This window comes from Paenibacillus sp. LS-5, assembly GCF_056121505.1.
Map to the genome: position 1 here is coordinate 333,932 of NZ_JBWAVA010000005.1, position 20,728 is coordinate 354,659.

The window sequence follows — 20,728 nt, forward strand, 5'->3', positions numbered from 1 at the left end:
AAAAAATCACCTCTTAGTAAATTCGTGATTTTTGTGTTTTGAAAAATGCCGTTATTGCTGATTTTACACGGTTTTTACACAATTCAGATAGAATATGTGGATAACTTTGTCCACAGCTTGACAAATGATTCAGCTGCTAGAGCAAAGCCGAATTGCAAGCCGCGATATACGCGTTCCCCGCCGCCATTACAATATCCTGATGAATAGCTGTTCCTCTAAAATGTTTGCCTTCCCTTTCCACTATGACCGCTGCCTCTGCTTGCGCATGCTCCCCGCTGCCCAGAGAATGCAGCTCAAGGCCGGCAAAGTTAATCTCCTCGGCAATCCCTTGCCCAATGGCAGTAATGACGGCTTCCAGCGGCCCGGCACCGGTACTGGTATGCGAAGTCTCCTTACCGTTTCTCAAATGCCGCACCGTAACAGCGGCTACCCTGCGCGGCGCACTTCCTGCCAGCACCTGAACCTCGCCTAACTCATACACCTGCGTCTGCTGGCCTGTTGTGCTGCTGACCATCCGCAGCAGTTCGTCGTCGCTGACAGCCTTTTGGCGGTCAGCCGACTCTTTGAAGGATTCATACAGGGCATCCAGCTCCTCTGAGCTGAGGGTAATACCATACTTTGCTGCGCGGTCCTTCAGGGCATGCCGGCCGGAATGCTTGCCAAGGATGATCATGCTGCGGGGAATGCCCAGACGATCCGGGTCCATAATTTCATACGTGCTGCGGTCTTTCAGCAGGCCGTCCTGATGAATCCCTGATTCATGCTGGAAAGCATTTCTGCCGACGACCGGCTTGTTGTAGGCAATCGGAAAATGCATCGCCCCGCTGATGATCCGTGAAGTATCGTACAGTTTATCCAGAACAATTCCTGTTTCCGCGCCAAGCACATCCCCCCGGGTCTCCAGCGCCATGACCAGCTCTTCCAGCGCACAGTTTCCGGTGCGCTCGCCCACGCCGTTGACGGTTACTTCAATCTGGGTGGCCCCGCCTGCGATAGCGGATAGACTATTGGCCACGGCAAGCCCCAAATCATTGTGACAGTGGGCGCTGTAAGTCACGGTATCCCCGCCTCTGGCTCCAAGGCGGACCCGGCGGAACATCTCACCATATTCCTCCGGCAGTGCGTAGCCTACCGTATCGGGAAGATTGATAATCGTGGCGCCCTCCTCAATGACGGCCTCAACCATTTCGATCAAGTCATCCATACCCGTCCGCGCCGCATCCATAGCAGTGAACTCCACCACCTCACTAAATTGCTTGGCATAGGCCGTCATCTCTCGGGCGGCGGCTACCACTTCAGCCCGGCTCTTGCGCAGCTGATGGCGTAGATGTATATCGGAGGAAGAGATGAACAGATGAATCCGCCGCCGTTCCGCATCCCGGGTTGCCCGTACCGCCGCATCAATATCCCCTTTGACCGCCCGGGCGAAGCCGCAGATTTCCACCCCCTGCACCTTCCGGGAGATCGTCTCCACGGCCGCAAAATCCCCCGGGCTGGATACCGGAAATCCTGGTTCGAGTACATCTACGCCCAGTCCGGCCAACTTATAGGCCAGAATAATCTTCTGCTCCGGAGTGAGGCTGGCTCCGGGAGCCTGTTCACCGTCACGCAGCGTCGTGTCAAAAATCTGAATCCGTTTCTTCACTGGAATAATCATGGAATACCTCCTGAAAGTTTTATGAGCATTGCTTCTTAGACCCAGCTTCTTACCAAACCCGCTTCGTAAGCATAGGCTAAGTTTTGCTGTACTTAAGCTTAGAGAGCCTCACGTCGACTTGAGGCTCTCCTGATTTCCCGCCCACTGCTGCCGGCAGCAAGTACCTGAATAACACAAAAAACCCGCCGTCTCTATTCAAGAGACGGCGGGTCACCCCTCCGCGGTACCACTCTTATTGACGCACAGCTTTCTTGTGTGAGCAAAGCATCAGCTGCGTCCAGCTCTTCCCCACAGATGCCCGCCAAGCCATGGCATTCCATGAGGGTCCGGTAACGGGGACATCCGTAGCGGCATATCAACAACCATTCCGCCGCTCCGCTCCCGGGCGAGATTCAATGCCTCCGGTGACTGCGTCGCACCCTCCCGCAGCTCTCTGTTCACCTTCATCATCTACTGCTCCCGTTCATCACGTGTACTCTATATTGGTGTGAAACCAATACATCCTTATAAATAATCACAAAAAAGCCTGCCGTCTCATTCAAGAGACGACAGGCTGTTCACCTTCGCGGTACCACTCTTGTTGATATCCCGGTTCAGCCAGCGCTTTAGCTGTTCCTCACGATATCCACTCTACGCCTTGCAAGCAAACCTGGAGCAATCATAGGTTCCATCCTTGCTGTGCAGGGCTACCCTCTTACGGAGGCGAACCGTAACGGTGTACGAAAGGTCTGGACAATAAACCTCCTGGCTTCCACCGTTCCGCTCCCGGACGAGTTCAGGTCTCCTTCGACTGCGTTGCACCAACCCGCAGCTCTCTAATCCCGGAGGTTCCTTACTGCTTCCATTCATCGCGTTTGTTCAAATTATGAATAATGATTGAGCTGATTATACCTGCCGGCTCCAAAAGATGTCAATAGGCTAATCTATAAAATGAATGCCCTAGACCGACCATTGTTCCAGCGACAACCCTGGATCTGCAACCATGTCCAGAGGTGTACTGCCGTCATGCCGCCATTTCACATATGCTGCGGCACCGATCATGGCCGCGTTATCGGTGCAATAGACTGGAGGCGGAATAATCAGCTCGATGCCTTCTGACGCGCAACGTGCAGTCAGTGCTTCGCGCAAGCCCTTGTTCGCCGCTACGCCTCCGCTTAGCAAAAGCTGCTTAGCTTTATTGGCTTTTACAGCCCGGACTGCCTTCTCCACCAGTACCTCAACCACCGACTCCTGGAAGCCGCGGGCAATTCCGGCCACATCCGGCGTTAGACCCTTCATCTTGCTCTGATTGACCACATTCAGCACCGCCGACTTCAGCCCGCTGAAGCTGAAATCGTAGGAATCCGGCTCCAGCCAGACCCGCGGAAGCGGTACAGCTTCGGCCGCTTCGCGGGCCAGCCGGTCCACATGGGGACCGCCCGGATATGGAAAACCGAGCGCCCGAGCGACTTTGTCATAGGCCTCACCCACGGCATCATCGCGGGTACGGCCGATAATCCGGAACTCACCTTCCCGCTGCATGCTGACCAGCTCCGTATGTCCGCCCGATACGACCAGTGTCATGTTGGGATACTGCAGATCTTTAACTAACCGGTTGGCATAAATATGCCCGGCGATATGATGCGTACCAATCAGCGGCTTATCCCAGGCTAGCGCAAGGCTTTTGGCAGCTACAACACCGACCAGCAGCGCACCTACCAAACCAGGCCCCTGGGTGACCGCAACCGCCGTCAGCTGTTCAGGCTGTATGCCAGCCGCCTCCAGCGCTTCCTCTATTACCAGAGTAATAACCTCCACGTGCTTGCGTGATGCCACTTCGGGCACGACACCGCCAAACGCCCGGTGCGTATCGATCTGGCTTGAGATGATGTTCGAGAGCACCTCGCAGCCGTCTTTGACCACTGCAACGGAAGTCTCGTCACAGCTGGTCTCGATAGCAAGTATAAGCACAGGCTGGACTTCACCCGTATGTGTCTTCATTTCAGATCCACGCTTCCTTCCGTAATCCCTTGCTCATCATACTCCGGTAAATCCGCCCACATAATCAGCGCATCCTCGCGATTATCCGAATAATATCCTTTGCGGGTGCCTGCAGGACGGAAGCCCTTTTTGCGGTACAAATTCTGGGCGACCTCATTCGAGACCCGAACTTCCAGCGTGATGGACTTCATACCCAGGAAAGCAGCCGTCTTCATCAGCTCGTATAGCAGCCTTTCACCCCATTTGCGGCCCCGGTACATCTCCAGCAAGGCAATATTCGTAACATGGGCTTCGTCGACAATAGCCCACATTCCCGCATAGCCGATGATATGCCCATTCAGCTCCATAACCATATATTTCGCAAAATGATTATGCGACAGCTCATTGCGGAAAGCTTCTTCCGTCCAGGGCATGGTGAAGGCTTCTCGTTCAATAATCAGAATCTCGGGAATATCCTCAAGCTTCATCTGGCGGAATATCGGCTCTGTTCCCTGATCTTTTACCGGCTCCGGCTCCATCATTATTGATTCAGGCTCCCTTCACTGCTCCGGCGCAGATTGGCTTCTGCTTCGGAAAGCTGAGTATAATTCGGGATCAGACTGTGCAGATCATCGCTTCCCGCCCGAAGGCGTTCTTCACCCAAATAGCCTGCCCAGCGGCCTTCCAGCTCATAGGGCACAGACTGCACCTGACCCAGTTCACGCATCAGTTGGGTAGACTCTTCACTTGCGTGCAGGCCGGTCTCACCGACAAACCAAATCACACGCGGCTTCATTCCTTCTGCAGCAGCCTTCTTCAATCTGTCGGCCAGGTGCAGCACCCAGTCTGCCATGAGGCGGATGGCGTCCGGTTCAAGCCTGTGGGGCGCCCGTTCCCCATCTGCTGCGAACAATGCCGTATAAGCTTGTCCACGGCGCGCATCCAGTAGAGGAATGATCCAATCCGGTCCTATTCCGGACCGTTCATTCACTTCTGCTTCCTCCTGCTGTGCCAGAGCCGCAACCAAGCCGCCCCAAGCCAGTACCTGCAGGCTGGAAATACCTGCTGCAGGTACCTTCCAGGCCCAGGCCAGTGTCTTGGCAGCAGTAACAGCGATGCGTGTTCCCGTATACGATCCGGGACCCAAGCCGACGGAGACTCCCCCAATCATGGCAGAGGTTGTACCGGTAGCCTGCAGCGCCTGCTCAATGATCGGCAGCAGGTGTACAGAATGGTTCCGTTCCCCCGAAGCATTCGTCTCGTGCAGCAGCTTGCCGTTTTCTGTTATCGCTACACCAAGTACAGCTGTAGATGTATCCAATGCCAAAAACCGCTTGCGCGGCTCTTCAATTTGATTCTTCATCTTTCGTTACCCCACTTCTGGATCATAGCCCGGCATAACTCGCCGTAAGGCTCCCCGCTTCCGGTCACCGTAATCAGCCGTTCCTCCGGCCCGTAATTTTCCATGGCTATATGGAGATGCTGCGGCGGCATCAAATCCGAAATTATACTGCTCCATTCCACCAGGCTCACACCCTGCCCATAAAAATACTCATCCAGTCCCAGCTCATCAGCTTCCTGAAGGGAGATGCGGTATACATCCATATGGTACAGCGGCAGCCGTCCCTGATATTCCTTGATGATTGTAAAAGTAGGGCTGCTGACGATCCCTTCCACACCCAAATGACGCGCAAAGCTCTGCGAGAATGCCGTCTTCCCTGCGCCCAGTTCGCCATCCAACCCGATAACCATACCTGCCTTAACTGATGCGGCCAGCTCTGCTGCCAGCTCATCCGTATCCGCCAGGCTATATGAACGGTAAGTGAACACCGTTTCAGCGTTGTTGTTCAAGCTGCAACTACCACCTCTACATATTAAAATACTCCAGCTTTCCAAGTTACAATACTTTCAATTATATCGGTATGATACTTCCACCGCAACAACCGTCCCTTTCTTCATTATCACAAAAAAAACCGATTGAACGGGGAATCCCCCCTCAATCGGTCCCTTTTTTTCCTGTGCATACTCCCCAGGTCTTATCTTCCCTGCTCTTCCAGACGTTCCACTCCAACGGTATGCGTATTGGTTGGACGTGAGCCCACCTGCACTGTAGCCATCCCGTTATCGGTATCCACATGTTCGATCCAGACCGGCTCCCCGTCCAGATGTACAGAGATCATATCCTTGGAGGCATAAATTTCCTTGGCCCGTTGTATGTTCATTGCTCGGTCTCCTTAAAGTTTGGTATAGCTTCCGCATCCAGCCGGTCGACATGATCGTACGATTCTTCGTCTTCTCCGGTTTTTACAATACTCTTCCAATCCACGACTTCAGCCGGGATATCCTGCTCTGATAGTACATCCATCCATGTATTTCGTTCCTGTTCCATTTTTTGCTACCTCCAATTGAACGCAGGGCTCCTTCATGCCTGGCTTATTTTTTCCCAATCTGCACAAAAAATGCATCAGGCTAGAAAAAGGCCTGCTGCCGCATACTAAGCCAAAGCCTATTGGATCAGGAGGGATCATCATGCATACCGTTTGGAAAGGGGCCATCAGCTTCGGGCTTGTCCATGTTCCGGTCAAAATGTTCTCCGCTACCGAAGACAAAGACATCTCACTTCGCTACATCCATAAGGAATGCGGAAGTCCGCTGTCCTATGTGCGCAAATGCCCTGTCTGCGACAAGGAAGTGGCCTGGGAGGAAATCGGCAAGGGCTATGAGTATGAAAAGGGGAAATTTGTCCTGTTTGACAAAGAAGAGCTGGATCAGCTGACAGAGGAGAGCAGCAAAAGTATTACCATTTTGGATTTTGTGGATTTGACCGAGATCGACCCGATCTATTTTCAAAAAACCTATTACCTCTCTCCCGATCAGGCGGGAGCCAATGCGTATCGTCTGTTGATGGAAGCCATGCGCCAGACCGGCAAGATCGGGATTGCCAAAATCTCCATCCGCTCCAAAAGCAGCCTTGCCGCCATCCGCGTGCTGGCAGACTGCCTGGCCATCGAAACCATATATTATCCGGATGAAGTCCGGCCTGTATCCCAGGTTCCGGGATTGCCGGAGCCCGGCATCGTGAATGACAAAGAGCTGGATATGGCCAAACTGCTGATTTCACAGCTATCCACCCCATTTGAGCCGGGTAAATACACCGATGACTACCGCCAGCGGATGCTTGATCTAATCACTCATAAGGTTGCCGGCGAGGAATTCCATATTGCCCCGGCCCGCCAGGAGACCAATGTCATCGACCTGATGGCCGCACTTCAGGCCAGTATCGAGGCTGTGCAGCATATCCCTGCAGATCCGGGACCGTCTGCTGCTGCCGCCAAGACAAAACCGCTAACGGCTGCCTCCCGTAAAAAAACTGCTGCTTCGAAGTCACCCAAGCCTTCCAGCGGTGAAGCAGTCATCGACGAAGCTACCGGGCCGATTCCGGTCATTGCGCCTAAACCTAAGAGGCGCACAGCCAAGAGCAAAGAAACAGGTGCTTAGCCCATGAAGCTGCAGCCGGTAGTTCCTTTTGAGCCTGTACTGGCATCACAGCTGCCGGAAGGCGATCAGTGGATTGCGCAAATAAAATGGGATGGCGTTCGTATGCTTTCTTATTACGACGGGAATGAAGCAGAGCTCATTAACCGGAGGGGGAACCGCCGTACCCTGCAGTATCCTGAAATCGCCGACCCCAGAGCATACTGCGCTGCTAACTCTGTAATATTGGATGGTGAAGTCATCGCACTCAGCGGCGGCAAACCTTCCTTCCACGAGGTCATGCGCCGGGACAGCCTAAAGAATACTGCAGCTATCAAGGCCATCCGCCCGCAAGTACCCATACTCTATATGATATTTGATATTTTGTACTGTGATGGCCTATGGCTTCTGGACCAGCCGTTATCGAGCCGGCAACAGACCTTAAACCGCATCCTGCTTCCCCATCCCCATGTCCAAAATGTACCCAGCTATGTCCGCCCCTCCGAGCTTCTGACTGCTGCACAGAACGGTAGCCTGGAAGGGATTGTATGCAAGGACATCAACAGCACCTACGCACCTGGAGGAAAAGACGGCCGCTGGCAAAAACGCAAGATCATCTCCGACGTTACTGCCGTCGTTGGCGGTGTAACCTACAGGGATGGTCTTGTGAATGCTCTCCTTTTTGGCCTATATGACAGCGAAGGTCAGCTGCATTACATTGGACATGCCGGAGCAGGCAGGATGACCGTTCAGGATTGGCGCAGCTTAACAGTACGGGCCGAGCAGCTTCGAACTCCCGATATGCCCTTTGTTGCAGTCCCGCAGCGGAGTAAGGGAGCCGTCTGGATTACGCCCCTGCTAGTGTTCAAGCTGCATTTTCTGGAATGGAACAGCTCGGGAACCCTTCGCCAACCTGTTATTCAAGCCCAAGTAGACATTCCGCCGTTGTCCTGCCGGATAGAACAAAAAGGCTGACAACACAGACGACACCCTTTTCAAGGAGACACACCCATGCCCAAGACCATCCGAGGCTCCATTACCGTTGAAGGACAAGAAATCACCATCACGAATCCGGAAAAGCTGCTATGGCCCGAGCGCGGCATCACCAAACGGATCTATCTGCAAAAGCTGGCCGCACTCTCCCCTTACCTGCTGCAATACTGCAAGGACCGGCTTTTGACGGTGATCCGCTATCCGCACGGCGTTCCGGGCATGTCCTTTTATCAGAAAAATGCGCCTGAACCCCTGCCCGGTTTTGTCCGCACAGCAACACACGAGAACATAACCTATATCGTTTTGCAGGGGCTGCCGGAGCTGCTCTGGCTGGGCAATATGGCCGCACTGGAGTTTCATCCTTCGCTCCATTATGTAGGAAGTGAGCTGCCCTGCGAATGGATGATTGACCTTGACCCGTCACTTGAGGTTGAACCGCGGATTATGGAAGCTACTTCAGTCGTAGGCGAGGTGCTGCAGTCTCTGGGACTTGCCTCAGTGCCGAAGACCTCCGGTGCCACTGGTGTCCAGATTATTGTACCTATCCGCCCTGGAGTGACCTTCGATGGCCTGCGCCGGATTGGACACTTTGTCGGACGGTATGTGACAGAGAAACGTCCGGACCTGTTCACCCTGGAGCGGCTAAAGAAGCATCGGGGGGACAAAATATATTTTGATTACCTTCAACACTACGGCGGCAAAACGCTGGCTGCACCTTACACACCACGAGCCCGGCCCCTGGCTACCGTCTCCACGCCTCTTCTATGGGATGAGGTCCGGAGGGATGTCTCACCTGCTGATTTCCACCTGCAGAATATTGAGGAGCGGCTCAGCCGTCTGGGGGATCTGATCGCCAAAGTGCCTGCACAGCCGGTGGATGCTCTGATCGCCAAGCTCCCTTAATTTCTGCTCACCAAAAAAGCAATAAGCCCGCAAATGCCTATACCGGCTGCGGGCTTATCAGGCGTCCAACATATGGACGGAAGGTATGCTATATGAGAATGCGGCGAAAATGGATAAGGACGCCGAATTGATTACTCTGCGGTTCGTAAATATACCTTCCTTCGGTAGCACTCCCGTTTTTTTGGCGGGCAGGACTAGTGGATTGATTTTTTCTTGAAGCGGCCGCCCTTAACATCATGAATATTGCCAATCGCGACAAAGGCTTCGGTATCCCAATCTTCAACAATAGCTTTAAGCTTCGCTTCTTCCAAACGGGTAATCACGACAAAAATCACTTTCTTGTTATCTCCGGAGAAGCCGCCTTCCCCATCCAGATACGTAACACCACGCCCGAGGCGCTCGGTCAGCGCTTCCCCGATATCACGGAATTTATCGCTGATAATCCATACTGATTTTGATTGATCCAATCCCTCAAGCGTAACATCAATCACCTTAAAGGCAATGTAGTACGCGATCAAAGAGAACATCGCATTGTTCCAGCCAAACACAAAGCCTGCACCGGATAGAATAAACAGGTTGAAGAACATAACTACTTCACCTACAGAGAATGGAAGCTTCTTCGAGACCAGAATGGCTACGATTTCTGTTCCATCCAGCGACCCGCCATACCTTACCACCAGGCCGACACCCACACCTAGAATTACCCCTCCAAACACTGCGGCAAGCAGCGGTTCACCTGTTAGCGGGGCTACAGGATGCAGCAGTTGGGTACCAATGGACATCAGAACTACAGCAAACAAAGTGGATAAGGCAAAGGTTTTACCAATCTGCTTATAGCCGATTACAAGAAAGGGCAAGTTAAGCAGAGTCAAGATTATCCCCAGCGGGATATGAAAGATGTGTGAAATCATAATAGAAATACCGGTAATGCCTCCGTCAATCAATTGATTGGGAACAAGAAAAATCTCCAAAGCCACAGACATCATCGCTGATCCAAGCACAATCATTACAATCCTTTGGATCAATCGGGCCCTCTTAAAAGCTTCTGATTTCTGAGGTTTCTTCTGTCCCTCATTCGTAAATATTTGCTGGCTTACAGTCATAGAACTCCCCCTGTGAAAAGTATAGTTACTGCTTATACTTTCATTATATCATAAAAGAGGGATGTTTATGGCACTAACATGTTATAACCTTCGAAAAACATTGTTTTCCGGGTCAAAACTGTCATAAAAGCGGGGATAACAGCTGACAGAGGCTTTCTATGCGCTTGACATTATTCCCTCTTGCGCGGAATTTTTCCGGATCGATAAACTCGCTATGCTCCAAATCCTGGTCGAATCCAGCTGCAAGTGCTGCAATCACCTCCGGACTAAGTATGAGGGCTGTCAGTTCAAAGTTGGAGTAAAAACTCCGCATATCCAGATTGGCACTCCCCACCGTTCCCAGAACATCATCAATAATCATCACCTTGGCATGCATGAATCCTTTCTGATAGCGGTAAAATTTCACTCCTGCATCCTGAAGGTTGTCCAGGTAGGACAGCGAGGCATGGTACACCAGCCTGTTGTCCGGTTTGTCCGGAATGATAATCCGCACATCCACTCCACCAAGCACCGCGCTCTTGAGCGCCCGGCAGATCGTAGGATCGGGAATAAAATAAGGTGAGGTAATCCATATCCGCTTCTTCGCCGCTGTAATTGATGCAAAATACATCTCCTGTGAGGCGTCGAGCGCCCCGTCCGGTCCACTGGCGACAACGAGAACCGCCTCTTCTTCCACACAGTCATGCGCCGGGAAAAAGCGGGGATGGCTCATCCCCTCGCCCGCTGCAAGCCGCCAATCTTTCAGGAAAACATATTGAAGGCTGTAGACTGCATCCCCTTCCATACGGAGATGGGTGTCCCGCCAATATCCCATCTTCGGGTCCTTCCCCAGATAATCATCCCCAACATTCATGCCTCCGGTAAACCCTACACGCCCGTCGACCACGATGATCTTACGATGATTACGAAAATTGAACCTGCGGTCCAGCAGGGAAGTTAGTGGCGGCAGGAAGAAATGAACCTCCACTCCGGCATCTCTCAGCGTACTTATGAAACCGCGTCCGAGCTTGTGGCTGCCTAGTCCATCACACAGCAGCCGCACCTTCACCCCCTGACGTGCTTTGCGGACCATGACCTCCTGAAACTGCTGCCCGATCTTATCCCCACGAAAAATATAGAACTCCATATGGATGTGCTCCCGCGCTGCTTCCATAGCTTCCAGCATGGAGTCATAAGCTTCCTGCCCTTCTGCCAGCACTTTGCATATATTCCGGCCCGTAACCGGAATCTCAGACAGTCCGGTGAGCAGGAACAACAGCCCTTTATAATCTGAAAAATGTGGATTTCCACTCTCATCTGCATTTTTAACAAGCTTGATTTTACCGGATACATGGGCACGGATCTCCCGAAACAACGAAATACATCTCTTCTTGAGCTTGCGGCTCTGCCAATAATCCCGGCCGAAAAAGTAATAGAACAGCAGCCCGAGTGGCGGGCAGCAGAAGGTAACGAGCAGCCAGGCCAACGCTCTTTGCGGGCGTCGGAATTCAAGCAGCAGGATTACAGCAATCTGCAGAATAAAAAGACATAGAAGAATCGCCAATATTATCAACCCGTCACCCTCTTGATATTTTATAGTTAGTGGCACCATAAGTCTCCCTCTTGATTCCAGCAAACCGTTGTCATGTTCCCAGCGGACATGGAATACATAGAGTAGTAGGACAATTCGGATGAGCCCACAGCAATCAGGACTTCAGTGAACACACAGGCGGCCGCACGAGCCGCAGGAAAGGAGAAGCTATGAAGAATCAGCCCGATCATAACCGGATCACGCTGCTTGTTGTCCGTGAAGCCGGACGTCCGGTAAGGCAGCTTCAGCTATCCAAGCCGCTTGCTCTGGCGCTGCCAGCTGCTGCTGCCCTTTCTATCTCCAGTCTGGTCACTTCCATGCATTTTCATGCCTCCCGCTCCATATCCGAGCTGGAAGCCGAGGCCGCGGCGCTGTCCTTAACCAATCTTCGGATGGAAATGAAGGTCGCTGATAAGGATCAGGCCTTGCTGAAGCTTCGCAGCCAGGTTAGCGAGTTATCGGAGGAAGCGGACAGCATCAAAGACAAATTGAAAAGTGTAAGTGAACTGGAGCAGCAGCTACAGTCTCTGATTGATAAAGGGAATAGCCCAGCCACCGGCGGCAAAGAGGAACCCTCTGCCTTCGATACATCCAGCACCGTAAATCCCCCTTCAACCGCATCAAGCAGAGTGTCATCTGCTCCGGTAGAACTACTGAATTCTGGCGGGACGTCTTTCACCACTGTGTCCGCAGCTGCCGCATCCCCGTTCCTGGCTGCTCCAATCCCTCTTGAAGCCACATCCGCGGTCCAGGGCAACACGTTCACGCCTCAGGTTGGCGGGGAATATATCGCGGTCTATCAGAACGATCCCCAGGAGCTGGTGCGGAAAACGAAGGATGATTATGAGGAAATCCGCAGCATGCTGGATGAAATGATGAGCAAGATCCCGGCTACGATTACAGAAGCCAAGCAAGCAAATACCGCCAGAGCCAGTCTCCAGGCCAAAAAAGCAATCGCTGAAAAAGCCCGTCTGGCACCTGTGGTTATCTGGCCCACTCCTTCAAGGGTCATTACTTCCAGCTTCGGGTACCGGTCAGACCCATTCAACGGGACTTCTGCCTATCATTCCGGCATTGATATAGCTGGCAGTATGGGCGATCCCGTATATGCTGCCATGGAGGGTGTGGTGATCTCCGCCGAACAAATGGGCGCCCGCGGCAAATATATCATCATCAAACATGACAATGGACTTGAGACATGGTACATGCATTTGAACGGAATGCTGGTTTCCCCCGGTACCAAAGTACACAAAGGCCAGAAGATCGGACTGCTCGGCAATACCGGACGAAGCACGGGACCCCATCTTCATTTTCAGGTGGTCAAACAAAACAAGCCGGTTAATCCTTTAAGTTATGTACAGCCTTAAGCAGATTTGTTCGAAAAGGAGGAAGAAAATGCATGTGGTATAAAAACAAACAGCAAGCAGCGGTGAAGTCTACCGACTCACTGATCGGGCATGGAGGTACGCTGGAGGGCAAAGTGACTTGCGACACCAACTTGCGGATTGAAGGGAATTTCAGCGGAGAGATCCACTGCCACGGTACTGTAACAGTCGGTGAGCAGGGAACCGTCCGGTCCAGCATCAAAGCACAGGATGTCATCATTGCAGGCAGGGTTTACGGGGATGTGATCGCCGATCAGAGACTAATGCTTACAGGTACCGGACAGCTGCACGGCAATATTTTGGCAGGTACATTATGCATCGTGGAGGGCAGTGTGCTGAATGGCTCCATTGTGATGGCCGAAGAGCCCGCCACTGAAAAAGCGGGCGGACTTCAGCCAAACGGGCATAAGGACAAGACTGGCAACCGCGCCTCCAAACAAGCAGAAGCAGAAACGGCTTCAACATCCTGATGAAACCCGCTGCATAAATCGGGCTAGTGTGCAATCCGCCCGATTTATGCAGCCACGTCTCTTTTGCGGAATACAATCCAGGACACTAGCATGAATAGAAGATAATAGACGGCAAGTACTGCGATGGCAAATCCTAAAGTAACCCCACCCGGTCCCTTGTCCGTTGAGAGATAACCATGCAGATCCATGTGGGTAAAGATCAGATATTTGGCCCACGCATAACGTTCAGGGCTGAAGATGGCAACAAAAATATCTTTGGCAAACATAATGAACAGAGACAGTCCGATCGCCAGTCCGCTTGCACGGAAGACACTGGACACCATAAAGGCAATAGCTGCGGTCAAGAACAACTCCGCATAGCTGCACAGGATCCCCAGGAATGTGTATTCTGCCGGACTCCATGACGACGTTGAAGCTCCTCCAAGCCCGGAAGAAGAGGAGAATATAAGCGCAGACACATACCCAAATACGATCAGTACAGCAGTGCTCAGTAAGCTGAACAGAATTAAAGAGATATACTTGGACAACAGTATTTTGGAACGGCTCCATGGGCGGATCAACAGCAGCTTAATAGTCCCCCAGGAAAATTCGCCCGCAACGGAGTCAGAGGCGATTACTACTGTAAAAATCGTATTCAGGAAAAAAGCGACACTCACGGTCATTTGAAAGCTGTTCCACAGCTCTGTTGTAGAGGTGTCACCGCTTGTAAAGTAGAACAGCGCCGGAAATAGCGCGCTTATCACTGCCAGAATAATGAGCATGATCCATGTACGAATTCGACTGTAAATTTTAACGTTCTCATTATGTATGAGAGCCGCGAAATTACCCAATGCCTTCACCTCCGGTGATTTCCAGGAATTGATCCTCAAGTGAACGGGCCAGCACTTTAATGCCGTAGACCTTGATTCCGCCCATGACCAGCTTCGCGTTCAAATCAGCGATCGCTTCCCGGTCTGCCGTCAAGGCAATTCCTCCATCCTTCAGCACCCCGGTCCCCAGCAGCGCCAAGGCCGCTTCAGGATCACTAACCTCAAACAGCGTCTCGCCGATCGGCAGGACCTCAGTACCTACTGACTTCAGCTGCTTCACGTCAATCAGCTTGCCATTCTGGATAATAGCCACCGTATCGCACATCAGCTCCATCTCGGATAACAGATGGCTGGAGACAAACACAGTCGTGCCTTCCTCCTGGCATAAACGGCGCAGATAATCCCGCAGCTCGCGGATCCCCTGCGGATCAAGACCATTCGTCGGCTCATCCAGGATCAGCAGCTTGGGACGGTGCAAGAGCGCCTGGGCTACACCTAGCCGCTGGCGCATCCCCAGGGAGTAGGTCTTAACCTTGTCGTGTATCCGCTGGCCTAATCCAACCAGCTCTACAACCTCTCCTATCCGCTTCTTGTCCACGCCTTGCACCATCCGCGCATATTGGCGCAGGTTCTGGTAACCGCTCATGAACTTGTACATCTCAGGGTTCTCCACAATTGCCCCAATATTCGCAATGGCTTCTTCAAAATGATCTTTGATGCTTCGCCCACAAATCAGGATATCTCCGCGGCTGATCGAGATCAGTCCAACCATCATGCGAATGGTAGTTGTTTTACCAGCACCATTCGGCCCGAGGAATCCGAAGATTTGACCGGGCGGGATATCAAGGGTCAAGTCGCTAACCAGCGTCTTACTGCCGATTTTTTTGGTTACACCCATTAAGCTGGCTACGGGCTTCACCACTTCTGCCGTGTTCGGCATGGTCTCACTTCCTTTCGTCGGTGTATATAAAATAATTGATAGTTCAACAATCAAGGTGATAGCCGTAACTGCGGGGAATGTCTGGACTTCCGGTCGCTGTTGTTCACGGATTTCCTGATTGTTACCGCAGTATGCGGTAGAAATCCGTGAACTGATGATGCTTCCGAAGCCAGCTTTCCTTCGGAAAGCTTTTAGGCGATCGCTAGCGCTCCTCCAGTTCCAAACTTCCCCTCCGTTACTTCCACCATATTGTAGTTTATCAATTCATTTTATATGGGTTTTATTTTACCACAACTTTCCTTTTTCCTGAAAACCGAAAAAAAAATGCAGCAATAGTAAAAGGGACAACCTCCCTCCGGTTAAGGAGAGGATGTTGTCCCTTGATTGGTTGATACTCGATGAAGCCCAGTCACAGTTGTTAAGATATTCAGCAAGCAATCTGCAACTGGCGGCTGTTAACCAGATCAGCCAGCCATTACAGCTGCTTGTAGTTACTTCGAGAGCTGTTAGCGGTTAGCGATTAGCCGCCCACACGGGCAAGCTCGCGCATATTCGCTTCAAACGCAGCCATCAGGGCAGCTTCACCGGTCAAGCCGGTCTGTTCTACCTTGCGGATCTGCTCCATCATCCGTTTGTAGTCTTTCGGAATAACACGGGCAAACTTCGGCAGAGCCTCATCCCATGTATCCAGAATGCGTTGACCGGCATTACTGCCTGTAAGCTCGGTATGACGGATGATCAGATTCTGCAGTTCAGCAATTTCCTCAGGCTCTTCCACACGCTCCAAGAGAACCATCTCAATATTGCAGCGCTTGACGAACGTATTATCCGGATCATATACGTAGGCGATACCGCCTGACATGCCTGCCGCAAAGTTGCGTCCGGTGGCGCCAAGTACAACCACACGACCTCCGGTCATGTATTCACAGCCGTGGTCACCCACGCCTTCCACAACGACATTCGCACCGGAGTTACGGACGGCGAACCGTTCGCCGGCAATCCCGCTGATGTAAGCTTCACCGCTGGTAGCACCGTACAGGGCGGTATTCCCAATGATGATATTGTCCTCAGCGGCAAAGGTCGCCTTAGAGGACGGCTTAATGATCAGCTTGCCTCCAGAAAGTCCCTTGCCGACATAGTCATTAGAATCCCCTTCAACGGTGATCGTGATTCCCTTCGGTACGAAGGCACCCAGACTCTGTCCGGCCGAACCGGTGAAATGCAGACGGATCGTATCATCAGGGAGTCCTGCTGCACCATATTTACGCGTCAGCTCACTGCCCAGAATGGTTCCAACCGCACGGTTGACGTTCGTAATCGGCAGCGAAGCTTCAACCACAGTCCCGGATTCCAAAGCCGGTGCGGCAAGGTCCAGAAGCATCGATACATCCATTGTTTCTTCCAAACCGTGATTCTGGGTCTGACTGCGGAAGCGGGTGCTTCCTTCCGGCATAGCCGGAGTATGCAGCAGGCTGCTCAGATCTACGCCCTTCTTCTTCCAGTGGCTCGAAGCTTTGACAGCATCCAGACAGTCTGTGCGTCCAACCATTTCCTGAATCGTGCGGAAACCAAGCTCTGCCATGATTTCACGCAGATCCTGTGCCACAAAGGTCATAAAGTTCACGACATGCTGCGGGTCACCCGTAAAGTTCTTACGCAGCTCCGGATTCTGTGTAGCTACACCAACCGGACAAGTATCCATTTGACATACACGCATCATAATGCAGCCTACCGCTACAAGCGGTGCAGTAGCAAATCCGTACTCCTCAGCACCGAGCAGTACAGCGACTGCCAGGTCACGGCCGCTTAGCATTTTGCCGTCAGTTTCCAGTACAACACGGTCGCGCAGATTGTTCAGCATCAAGGTCTGATGCGTCTCAGCCAGACCAAGCTCCCAAGGCAGACCGGCATGACGGATAGAGTTCATCGGCGATGCGCCTGTACCTCCATCGTAGCCGCTGATCAGGATAATATCGGCACGGCCCTTGGCTACCCCGGCAGCGATGGTTCCGACACCGACTTCAGACACGAGCTTCACGTTAATATTGGCACGAGGATTAGCATTCTTAAGATCGTAGATCAATTCAGCCAGATCCTCAATAGAGTAAATATCATGATGCGGAGGCGGAGAGATCAGACCTACACCCGCTGTGGAGCCGCGCACTTCGGCGACCCAAGGATATACCTTGCGGCCCGGAAGCTGTCCGCCTTCACCCGGCTTGGCCCCCTGCGCCATCTTGATCTGAATTTCGTCCGCATTGACCAGGTAATTCGAGGTAACCCCGAATCGTCCCGATGCCACCTGCTTAATCGCACTGCGGCGGGAATCACCATTGCTGTCCGGAGTAAACCGGGCCGGATCTTCTCCGCCTTCACCCGTATTGCTCTTCCCGCCGATGCGGTTCATTGCAATCGCCAGTGTTTCATGCGCTTCCTTACTGATCGAGCCAAAGGACATGGCACCGGTCTTGAAGCGTTTCATGATGGATTCTGCTGACTCTACCTCATCCAGTGGGACAGGTGAGTTCGCAGGCTTGAACTGCAGCATGGAACGCAGCGTCTGATGTTTCTCGCTCTCTCCTTGTACAAGTGCCGCATACTTCTTGTACAGCCCGTAATCACCGCTCCGCACGGAATGCTGGAGAAGATGAATGGTCTGCGGGTTGAACAAATGTTCTTCCCCGTCACTGCGCCATTGGTATTCACCGCCGGAATCCAGCACCTTGTCACTGCCATCCTTATCCGTAAAGGCGCGGTTATGAGAGGCAAGCGTCTCTGCCGCCACTTCTTCCAGACCAATACCGCCTATGCGGGAAGGGGTCCAGGTGAAGTACCGGTCCACGAACTCCGAATTCAGGCCGACCGCTTCAAAAATCTGCGCTCCCCGGTAGGATTGGATCGTGGAGATGCCCATTTTGGAGAGTATTTTCACCACGCTCTTTGTCGCAGCTTTGATATAATTCTTCACAGCCTTCTCATGCGAGATTCCGCGCAGCAGGCCCTGGCCGATCATGTCATCCAGACTCTCGAAAGCGAGGTACGGATTGACCGCACTCACCCCATAGCCGAGCAGCAGCGCATAATGATGCACTTCACGCGGTTCGCCGGATTCCAGCAAAATGCTGACCTTGGTACGGGTTCCCGAGCGGATCAGATGATGGTGCAGGCTGGAGACGGCAAGCAGTGCTGGAATAGCGGCATTCTCACGGTCTACGCCACGGTCAGACAGAATCAGAATATTGTGGCCTTTGGCCATAACGCGGTCAGCAGCTTCATTCATCCGCTCCAGCGCAATGCGTAGTCCCTCCGCACCCAGCTCAGCCGGGAACAGAATTGGAATCGACATCGACTTGAATCCTGCACGGCGGACGTGGCGGATCTTCGCAAAATCCTCATTGGACAGGATCGGTGAATCCAGCGAAATCTGCCGGCAGCTCTCAGGTTCAGGCTTAAGCAGGTTGCGCTCAGGTCCGATCGTTGTCGCTGTAGAGGTAACCAGCTCTTCACGGATCGCATCAATCGGCGGATTGGTTACCTGGGCGAACATTTGTTTAAAATAATTATAGAGACGCTGCGGACGGTCAGACAGTACAGCCAGCGGGGCATCATAGCCCATCGAGCCTACAGCCTCCGCACCAGTAGAAGCCATCGGCTCAAGCACCTTGCGCAGATCTTCAAAGGTATATCCGAAGGATTGCTGAAGCTGCTGCACATTGTCATGCTTCGGATTCGGCAGCTCTGGAGCCTCAGGAAGCTCATCCAGCCCGATCAGATGCTCATCCAGCCACTGGCGGTAAGGCTGCTCGGAAGCAATGGCGGCTTTGACTTCTTCGTCGGAAATGATCCGGCCCTGCTTCGTATCTACCAGCAGCATACGTCCTGGTCTTAACCGGTCCTTGTATAGTACATCCTCGGCAGGAATATCAAGCACTCCGGCTTCCGAGGATAAAATAATCATATCGTCTTTGGTTACATAATAACGCGCAGGGCGAAGGCCGTTGCGGTCAAGAATTGCACCGATCTGCACACCGTCGGTGAAGCCCATTGCAGCGGGTCCGTCCCATGGCTCCATCAATGTGCTGTGATATTCGTAGAAAGCCTTCTTTTCTTCGTCCATGCTGTCATGATTGCCCCAAGGCTCAGGAACCATCATCATAGCCACATGCGGCAGGGAACGCCCGCTGAGGTAAAGGAATTCGAAGGTGTTATCGAACATGGCAGTATCGGAGCCGTCAGGATTCACAACAGGCTTGATCTTGCTCAGGTCTTCACCGAACACTTCACTCTTGAACAAGGACTGGCGTGCATGCATCCAGTTCACATTGCCCCGCAAAGTGTTAATCTCACCGTTGTGGATCATGAAACGGTAAGGATGGGCACGTTCCCAGCTCGGGAAGGTGTTCGTGCTGAAGCGGGAATGCACAAGGGCAATCGCTGATTCCAGCGCTTCATTCTGCAGATCCAGATAGAACTGCCCTACCTGCGCAGTGGTCAGCATGCCTTTGTATACGATCTTTAGACAGGACATACTTGGCACATAGAAAGATTCGCCTTCTTCTGCACCGCCATAGCGGATCGACAACTCGGCACGTTTGCGGATAACATACAGCTTGCGCTCAAATGCGAGTTCATCCTTGATGCCTTCGGAACGGCCGATGAATACCTGACGAACATAAGGCTTGGCCGCCTTGGCTGTCTTGCCCAGCATCTCGTCAAAAGTAGGTACATCGCGGTAACCGAGCACCTGCTGGCCTTCCTCGGCGATAATCTCGCTAAGGAGTGCTTCATGGCGGGCCCGGATCTCCTCGTTGTGAGACAAAAAGATCATGCCTACGCCGTAATGCCCTTGCTCAGGCAGTTCAAAGCCCAGCTTACTGGCTTCTCCGGCAAAGAAACGATGCGGAATCTGCAGCATAATGCCGGCGCCGTCACCCGAGTTCGGTTCGGCTCCCTGGCCTCCACGATGCTCCATGTTGAAGAGCATGGTCAAAGCGTTACTTACAATATCATGGGACGGCTTGCCTTTGATATGGGCGACAAACCCCATCCCGCAGGCATCCTTTTCAAACTGGGGATCGTACAGGCCCTGTTTGACGGGCAGTTCAGTGTGTCTCATTGTACGCAACCTTTCTATTATAAAGTAGACGGATTTCAGGAAAAATTTTCAGTGTTAATTCTTAATATTTATTCAAGACAGATTGGTTATATTATTTTATCATCGACCTGACATGAGTGCAATTTAAACTTTTTTATGAGCTTGATTAACAAATGCTTTTGCGTCACAGCTTTAGCGGATAAAAGCGTAAAAAATCTTTGTTATGCATAAATATGCAGTAATAACGAATAAGCACTTATTCAATGAAAGCGTTTCATTCATTTTCCTGACACAATCGTGGAATATTTTGGTTTGCCTTTTACTCTAAATGATAAAAATAGCAAAAAGAACGCCCCGGAGAGGAGCGTTC

At 52.3% G+C, this 20,728-nt stretch carries 18 protein-coding genes and 2 other annotated features; of the genes, 6 read left to right on the top strand and 12 right to left on the bottom strand.

The genetic code is table 11. From position 1 onward, the window contains the following. Positions 1–136 precede the first annotated feature (136 nt). The 7 genes from AC0MA3_RS11170 to AC0MA3_RS11200 all read right to left on the bottom strand — a co-directional run bounded on the left by AC0MA3_RS11170 (position 137) and on the right by AC0MA3_RS11200 (position 6,005). On the bottom strand, positions 137–1,657 hold the full coding sequence (locus tag AC0MA3_RS11170; protein ID WP_474656217.1) for a 2-isopropylmalate synthase: 1,521 nt from the start codon (positions 1,655–1,657) through the stop codon (positions 137–139). A 195-nt stretch (positions 1,658–1,852) separates the two neighbouring features. Next, positions 1,853–2,133, bottom strand: a binding site (T-box leader). A gap of 62 nt (positions 2,134–2,195) precedes the next feature. Then, positions 2,196–2,515, bottom strand: a binding site (T-box leader). 81 nt (positions 2,516–2,596) lie between these two features. Further along, positions 2,597–3,637, bottom strand: coding sequence for a tRNA (adenosine(37)-N6)-threonylcarbamoyltransferase complex transferase subunit TsaD (gene tsaD, locus AC0MA3_RS11175; protein ID WP_474656218.1), 1,041 nt, complete (start codon positions 3,635–3,637; stop codon positions 2,597–2,599). Beyond that, positions 3,634–4,158 (bottom strand): ribosomal protein S18-alanine N-acetyltransferase, encoded by a 525-nt coding sequence (gene rimI, locus AC0MA3_RS11180; RefSeq protein ID WP_474656219.1) that lies wholly within the window; start codon positions 4,156–4,158, stop codon positions 3,634–3,636. Before rimI ends, tsaD begins: the two co-directional genes overlap by 4 nt. Next, on the bottom strand, positions 4,158–4,979 hold the full coding sequence (gene tsaB, locus AC0MA3_RS11185; protein WP_474656220.1) for a tRNA (adenosine(37)-N6)-threonylcarbamoyltransferase complex dimerization subunit type 1 TsaB: 822 nt from the start codon (positions 4,977–4,979) through the stop codon (positions 4,158–4,160). The genes rimI and tsaB overlap by 1 nt, the downstream gene beginning before the upstream one ends. Next, complete coding sequence (gene tsaE / locus AC0MA3_RS11190) at positions 4,976–5,467, bottom strand: tRNA (adenosine(37)-N6)-threonylcarbamoyltransferase complex ATPase subunit type 1 TsaE (RefSeq protein ID WP_474656221.1); 492 nt, start codon at positions 5,465–5,467, stop codon at positions 4,976–4,978. The genes tsaB and tsaE overlap by 4 nt, the downstream gene beginning before the upstream one ends. 185 nt (positions 5,468–5,652) lie before the next feature. Further along, complete coding sequence (locus AC0MA3_RS11195; RefSeq protein WP_474656222.1) at positions 5,653–5,838, bottom strand: H-type small acid-soluble spore protein; 186 nt, start codon at positions 5,836–5,838, stop codon at positions 5,653–5,655. Then, entirely contained in the window at positions 5,835–6,005 is a 171-nt protein-coding gene (locus tag AC0MA3_RS11200; RefSeq protein ID WP_474656223.1) for a hypothetical protein, read from the bottom strand. The genes AC0MA3_RS11195 and AC0MA3_RS11200 overlap by 4 nt, the downstream gene beginning before the upstream one ends. Before the next feature lie 140 nt (positions 6,006–6,145). On the opposite strand from AC0MA3_RS11200, the gene ku reads away from it, so the two are divergent. From ku to ligD, 3 genes are read left to right on the top strand one after another with little or no spacing between them, the layout of a single operon-like run. Continuing rightward, positions 6,146–7,114, top strand: coding sequence for a non-homologous end joining protein Ku (gene ku, locus AC0MA3_RS11205; protein WP_474656224.1), 969 nt, complete (start codon positions 6,146–6,148; stop codon positions 7,112–7,114). A gap of 3 nt (positions 7,115–7,117) precedes the next feature. Beyond that, complete coding sequence (locus AC0MA3_RS11210) at positions 7,118–8,065, top strand: ATP-dependent DNA ligase (protein WP_474656225.1); 948 nt, start codon at positions 7,118–7,120, stop codon at positions 8,063–8,065. Between the two features lie 36 nt (positions 8,066–8,101). After that, positions 8,102–8,986, top strand: a complete 885-nt coding sequence (gene ligD, locus AC0MA3_RS11215) for a non-homologous end-joining DNA ligase (protein WP_474656226.1) — start codon at positions 8,102–8,104, stop codon at positions 8,984–8,986. Between the two features lie 194 nt (positions 8,987–9,180). On the opposite strand, the gene AC0MA3_RS11220 is transcribed toward ligD, so the two are convergent. Then, entirely contained in the window at positions 9,181–10,089 is a 909-nt protein-coding gene (locus AC0MA3_RS11220) for a YitT family protein (RefSeq protein ID WP_379154546.1), read from the bottom strand. Between the two features lie 121 nt (positions 10,090–10,210). Beyond that, the gene (gene cls / locus AC0MA3_RS11225) at positions 10,211–11,641 is read right to left on the bottom strand and encodes a cardiolipin synthase (RefSeq protein ID WP_474656227.1); all 1,431 of its coding nucleotides are present in this window, start codon (positions 11,639–11,641) and stop codon (positions 10,211–10,213) included. A gap of 188 nt (positions 11,642–11,829) precedes the next feature. Between cls and AC0MA3_RS11230 the strand changes: the two genes are divergently transcribed. Together AC0MA3_RS11230 and AC0MA3_RS11235 are read left to right on the top strand one after the other, a co-directional pair. Further along, the gene (locus AC0MA3_RS11230) at positions 11,830–13,026 is read left to right on the top strand and encodes a M23 family metallopeptidase (protein WP_474656228.1); all 1,197 of its coding nucleotides are present in this window, start codon (positions 11,830–11,832) and stop codon (positions 13,024–13,026) included. Positions 13,027–13,058: 32 nt separating this feature from the next. After that, positions 13,059–13,514 carry a bactofilin family protein gene (locus AC0MA3_RS11235; RefSeq protein WP_474656229.1) on the top strand — a complete coding sequence of 152 codons (456 nt, stop codon included), beginning with the start codon at positions 13,059–13,061 and terminating at the stop codon, positions 13,512–13,514. 44 nt (positions 13,515–13,558) lie between these two features. Here AC0MA3_RS11235 and AC0MA3_RS11240 read toward each other — a convergent pair whose 3' ends face one another. Together AC0MA3_RS11240 and AC0MA3_RS11245 are read right to left on the bottom strand one after the other, a co-directional pair. Further along, positions 13,559–14,344, bottom strand: a complete 786-nt coding sequence (locus tag AC0MA3_RS11240) for an ABC transporter permease (RefSeq protein WP_379154536.1) — start codon at positions 14,342–14,344, stop codon at positions 13,559–13,561. Beyond that, complete coding sequence (locus tag AC0MA3_RS11245; RefSeq protein ID WP_474656230.1) at positions 14,337–15,263, bottom strand: ABC transporter ATP-binding protein; 927 nt, start codon at positions 15,261–15,263, stop codon at positions 14,337–14,339. The genes AC0MA3_RS11240 and AC0MA3_RS11245 overlap by 8 nt, the downstream gene beginning before the upstream one ends. 373 nt (positions 15,264–15,636) lie before the next feature. On the opposite strand from AC0MA3_RS11245, the gene AC0MA3_RS11250 reads away from it, so the two are divergent. Further along, a complete protein-coding gene (locus AC0MA3_RS11250; RefSeq protein WP_474656231.1) occupies positions 15,637–15,780 on the top strand; it encodes a hypothetical protein in 144 nt (47 codons plus the stop codon). A 3-nt stretch (positions 15,781–15,783) separates the two neighbouring features. On the opposite strand, the gene gltB is transcribed toward AC0MA3_RS11250, so the two are convergent. Beyond that, positions 15,784–20,379 carry a glutamate synthase large subunit gene (gene gltB / locus AC0MA3_RS11255; protein WP_474656232.1) on the bottom strand — a complete coding sequence of 1,532 codons (4,596 nt, stop codon included), beginning with the start codon at positions 20,377–20,379 and terminating at the stop codon, positions 15,784–15,786. Positions 20,380–20,728 lie beyond the last annotated feature (349 nt).

Bases quoted from the DNA above. Each gene is read 5' to 3' on its own strand.
- ku (WP_474656224.1), top strand. From the start codon at position 6,146: ATGCATACCGTTTGGAAAGGGGCCATCAGCTTCGGGCTTGTCCATGTT.
- rimI (WP_474656219.1), bottom strand. From the start codon at position 4,158: ATGATGGAGCCGGAGCCGGTAAAAGATCAGGGAACAGAGCCGATATTC.
- gltB (WP_474656232.1), bottom strand. From the start codon at position 20,379: ATGAGACACACTGAACTGCCCGTCAAACAGGGCCTGTACGATCCCCAG.
- AC0MA3_RS11200 (WP_474656223.1), bottom strand. From the start codon at position 6,005: ATGGAACAGGAACGAAATACATGGATGGATGTACTATCAGAGCAGGAT.
- AC0MA3_RS11210 (WP_474656225.1), top strand. From the start codon at position 7,118: ATGAAGCTGCAGCCGGTAGTTCCTTTTGAGCCTGTACTGGCATCACAG.
- AC0MA3_RS11220 (WP_379154546.1), bottom strand. From the start codon at position 10,089: ATGACTGTAAGCCAGCAAATATTTACGAATGAGGGACAGAAGAAACCT.
- AC0MA3_RS11245 (WP_474656230.1), bottom strand. From the start codon at position 15,263: ATGCCGAACACGGCAGAAGTGGTGAAGCCCGTAGCCAGCTTAATGGGT.
- tsaB (WP_474656220.1), bottom strand. From the start codon at position 4,979: ATGAAGAATCAAATTGAAGAGCCGCGCAAGCGGTTTTTGGCATTGGAT.
- AC0MA3_RS11170 (WP_474656217.1), bottom strand. From the start codon at position 1,657: ATGATTATTCCAGTGAAGAAACGGATTCAGATTTTTGACACGACGCTG.
- AC0MA3_RS11195 (WP_474656222.1), bottom strand. From the start codon at position 5,838: ATGAACATACAACGGGCCAAGGAAATTTATGCCTCCAAGGATATGATC.
- ligD (WP_474656226.1), top strand. From the start codon at position 8,102: ATGCCCAAGACCATCCGAGGCTCCATTACCGTTGAAGGACAAGAAATC.
- tsaD (WP_474656218.1), bottom strand. From the start codon at position 3,637: ATGAAGACACATACGGGTGAAGTCCAGCCTGTGCTTATACTTGCTATC.
- AC0MA3_RS11230 (WP_474656228.1), top strand. From the start codon at position 11,830: ATGAAGAATCAGCCCGATCATAACCGGATCACGCTGCTTGTTGTCCGT.
- AC0MA3_RS11235 (WP_474656229.1), top strand. From the start codon at position 13,059: ATGTGGTATAAAAACAAACAGCAAGCAGCGGTGAAGTCTACCGACTCA.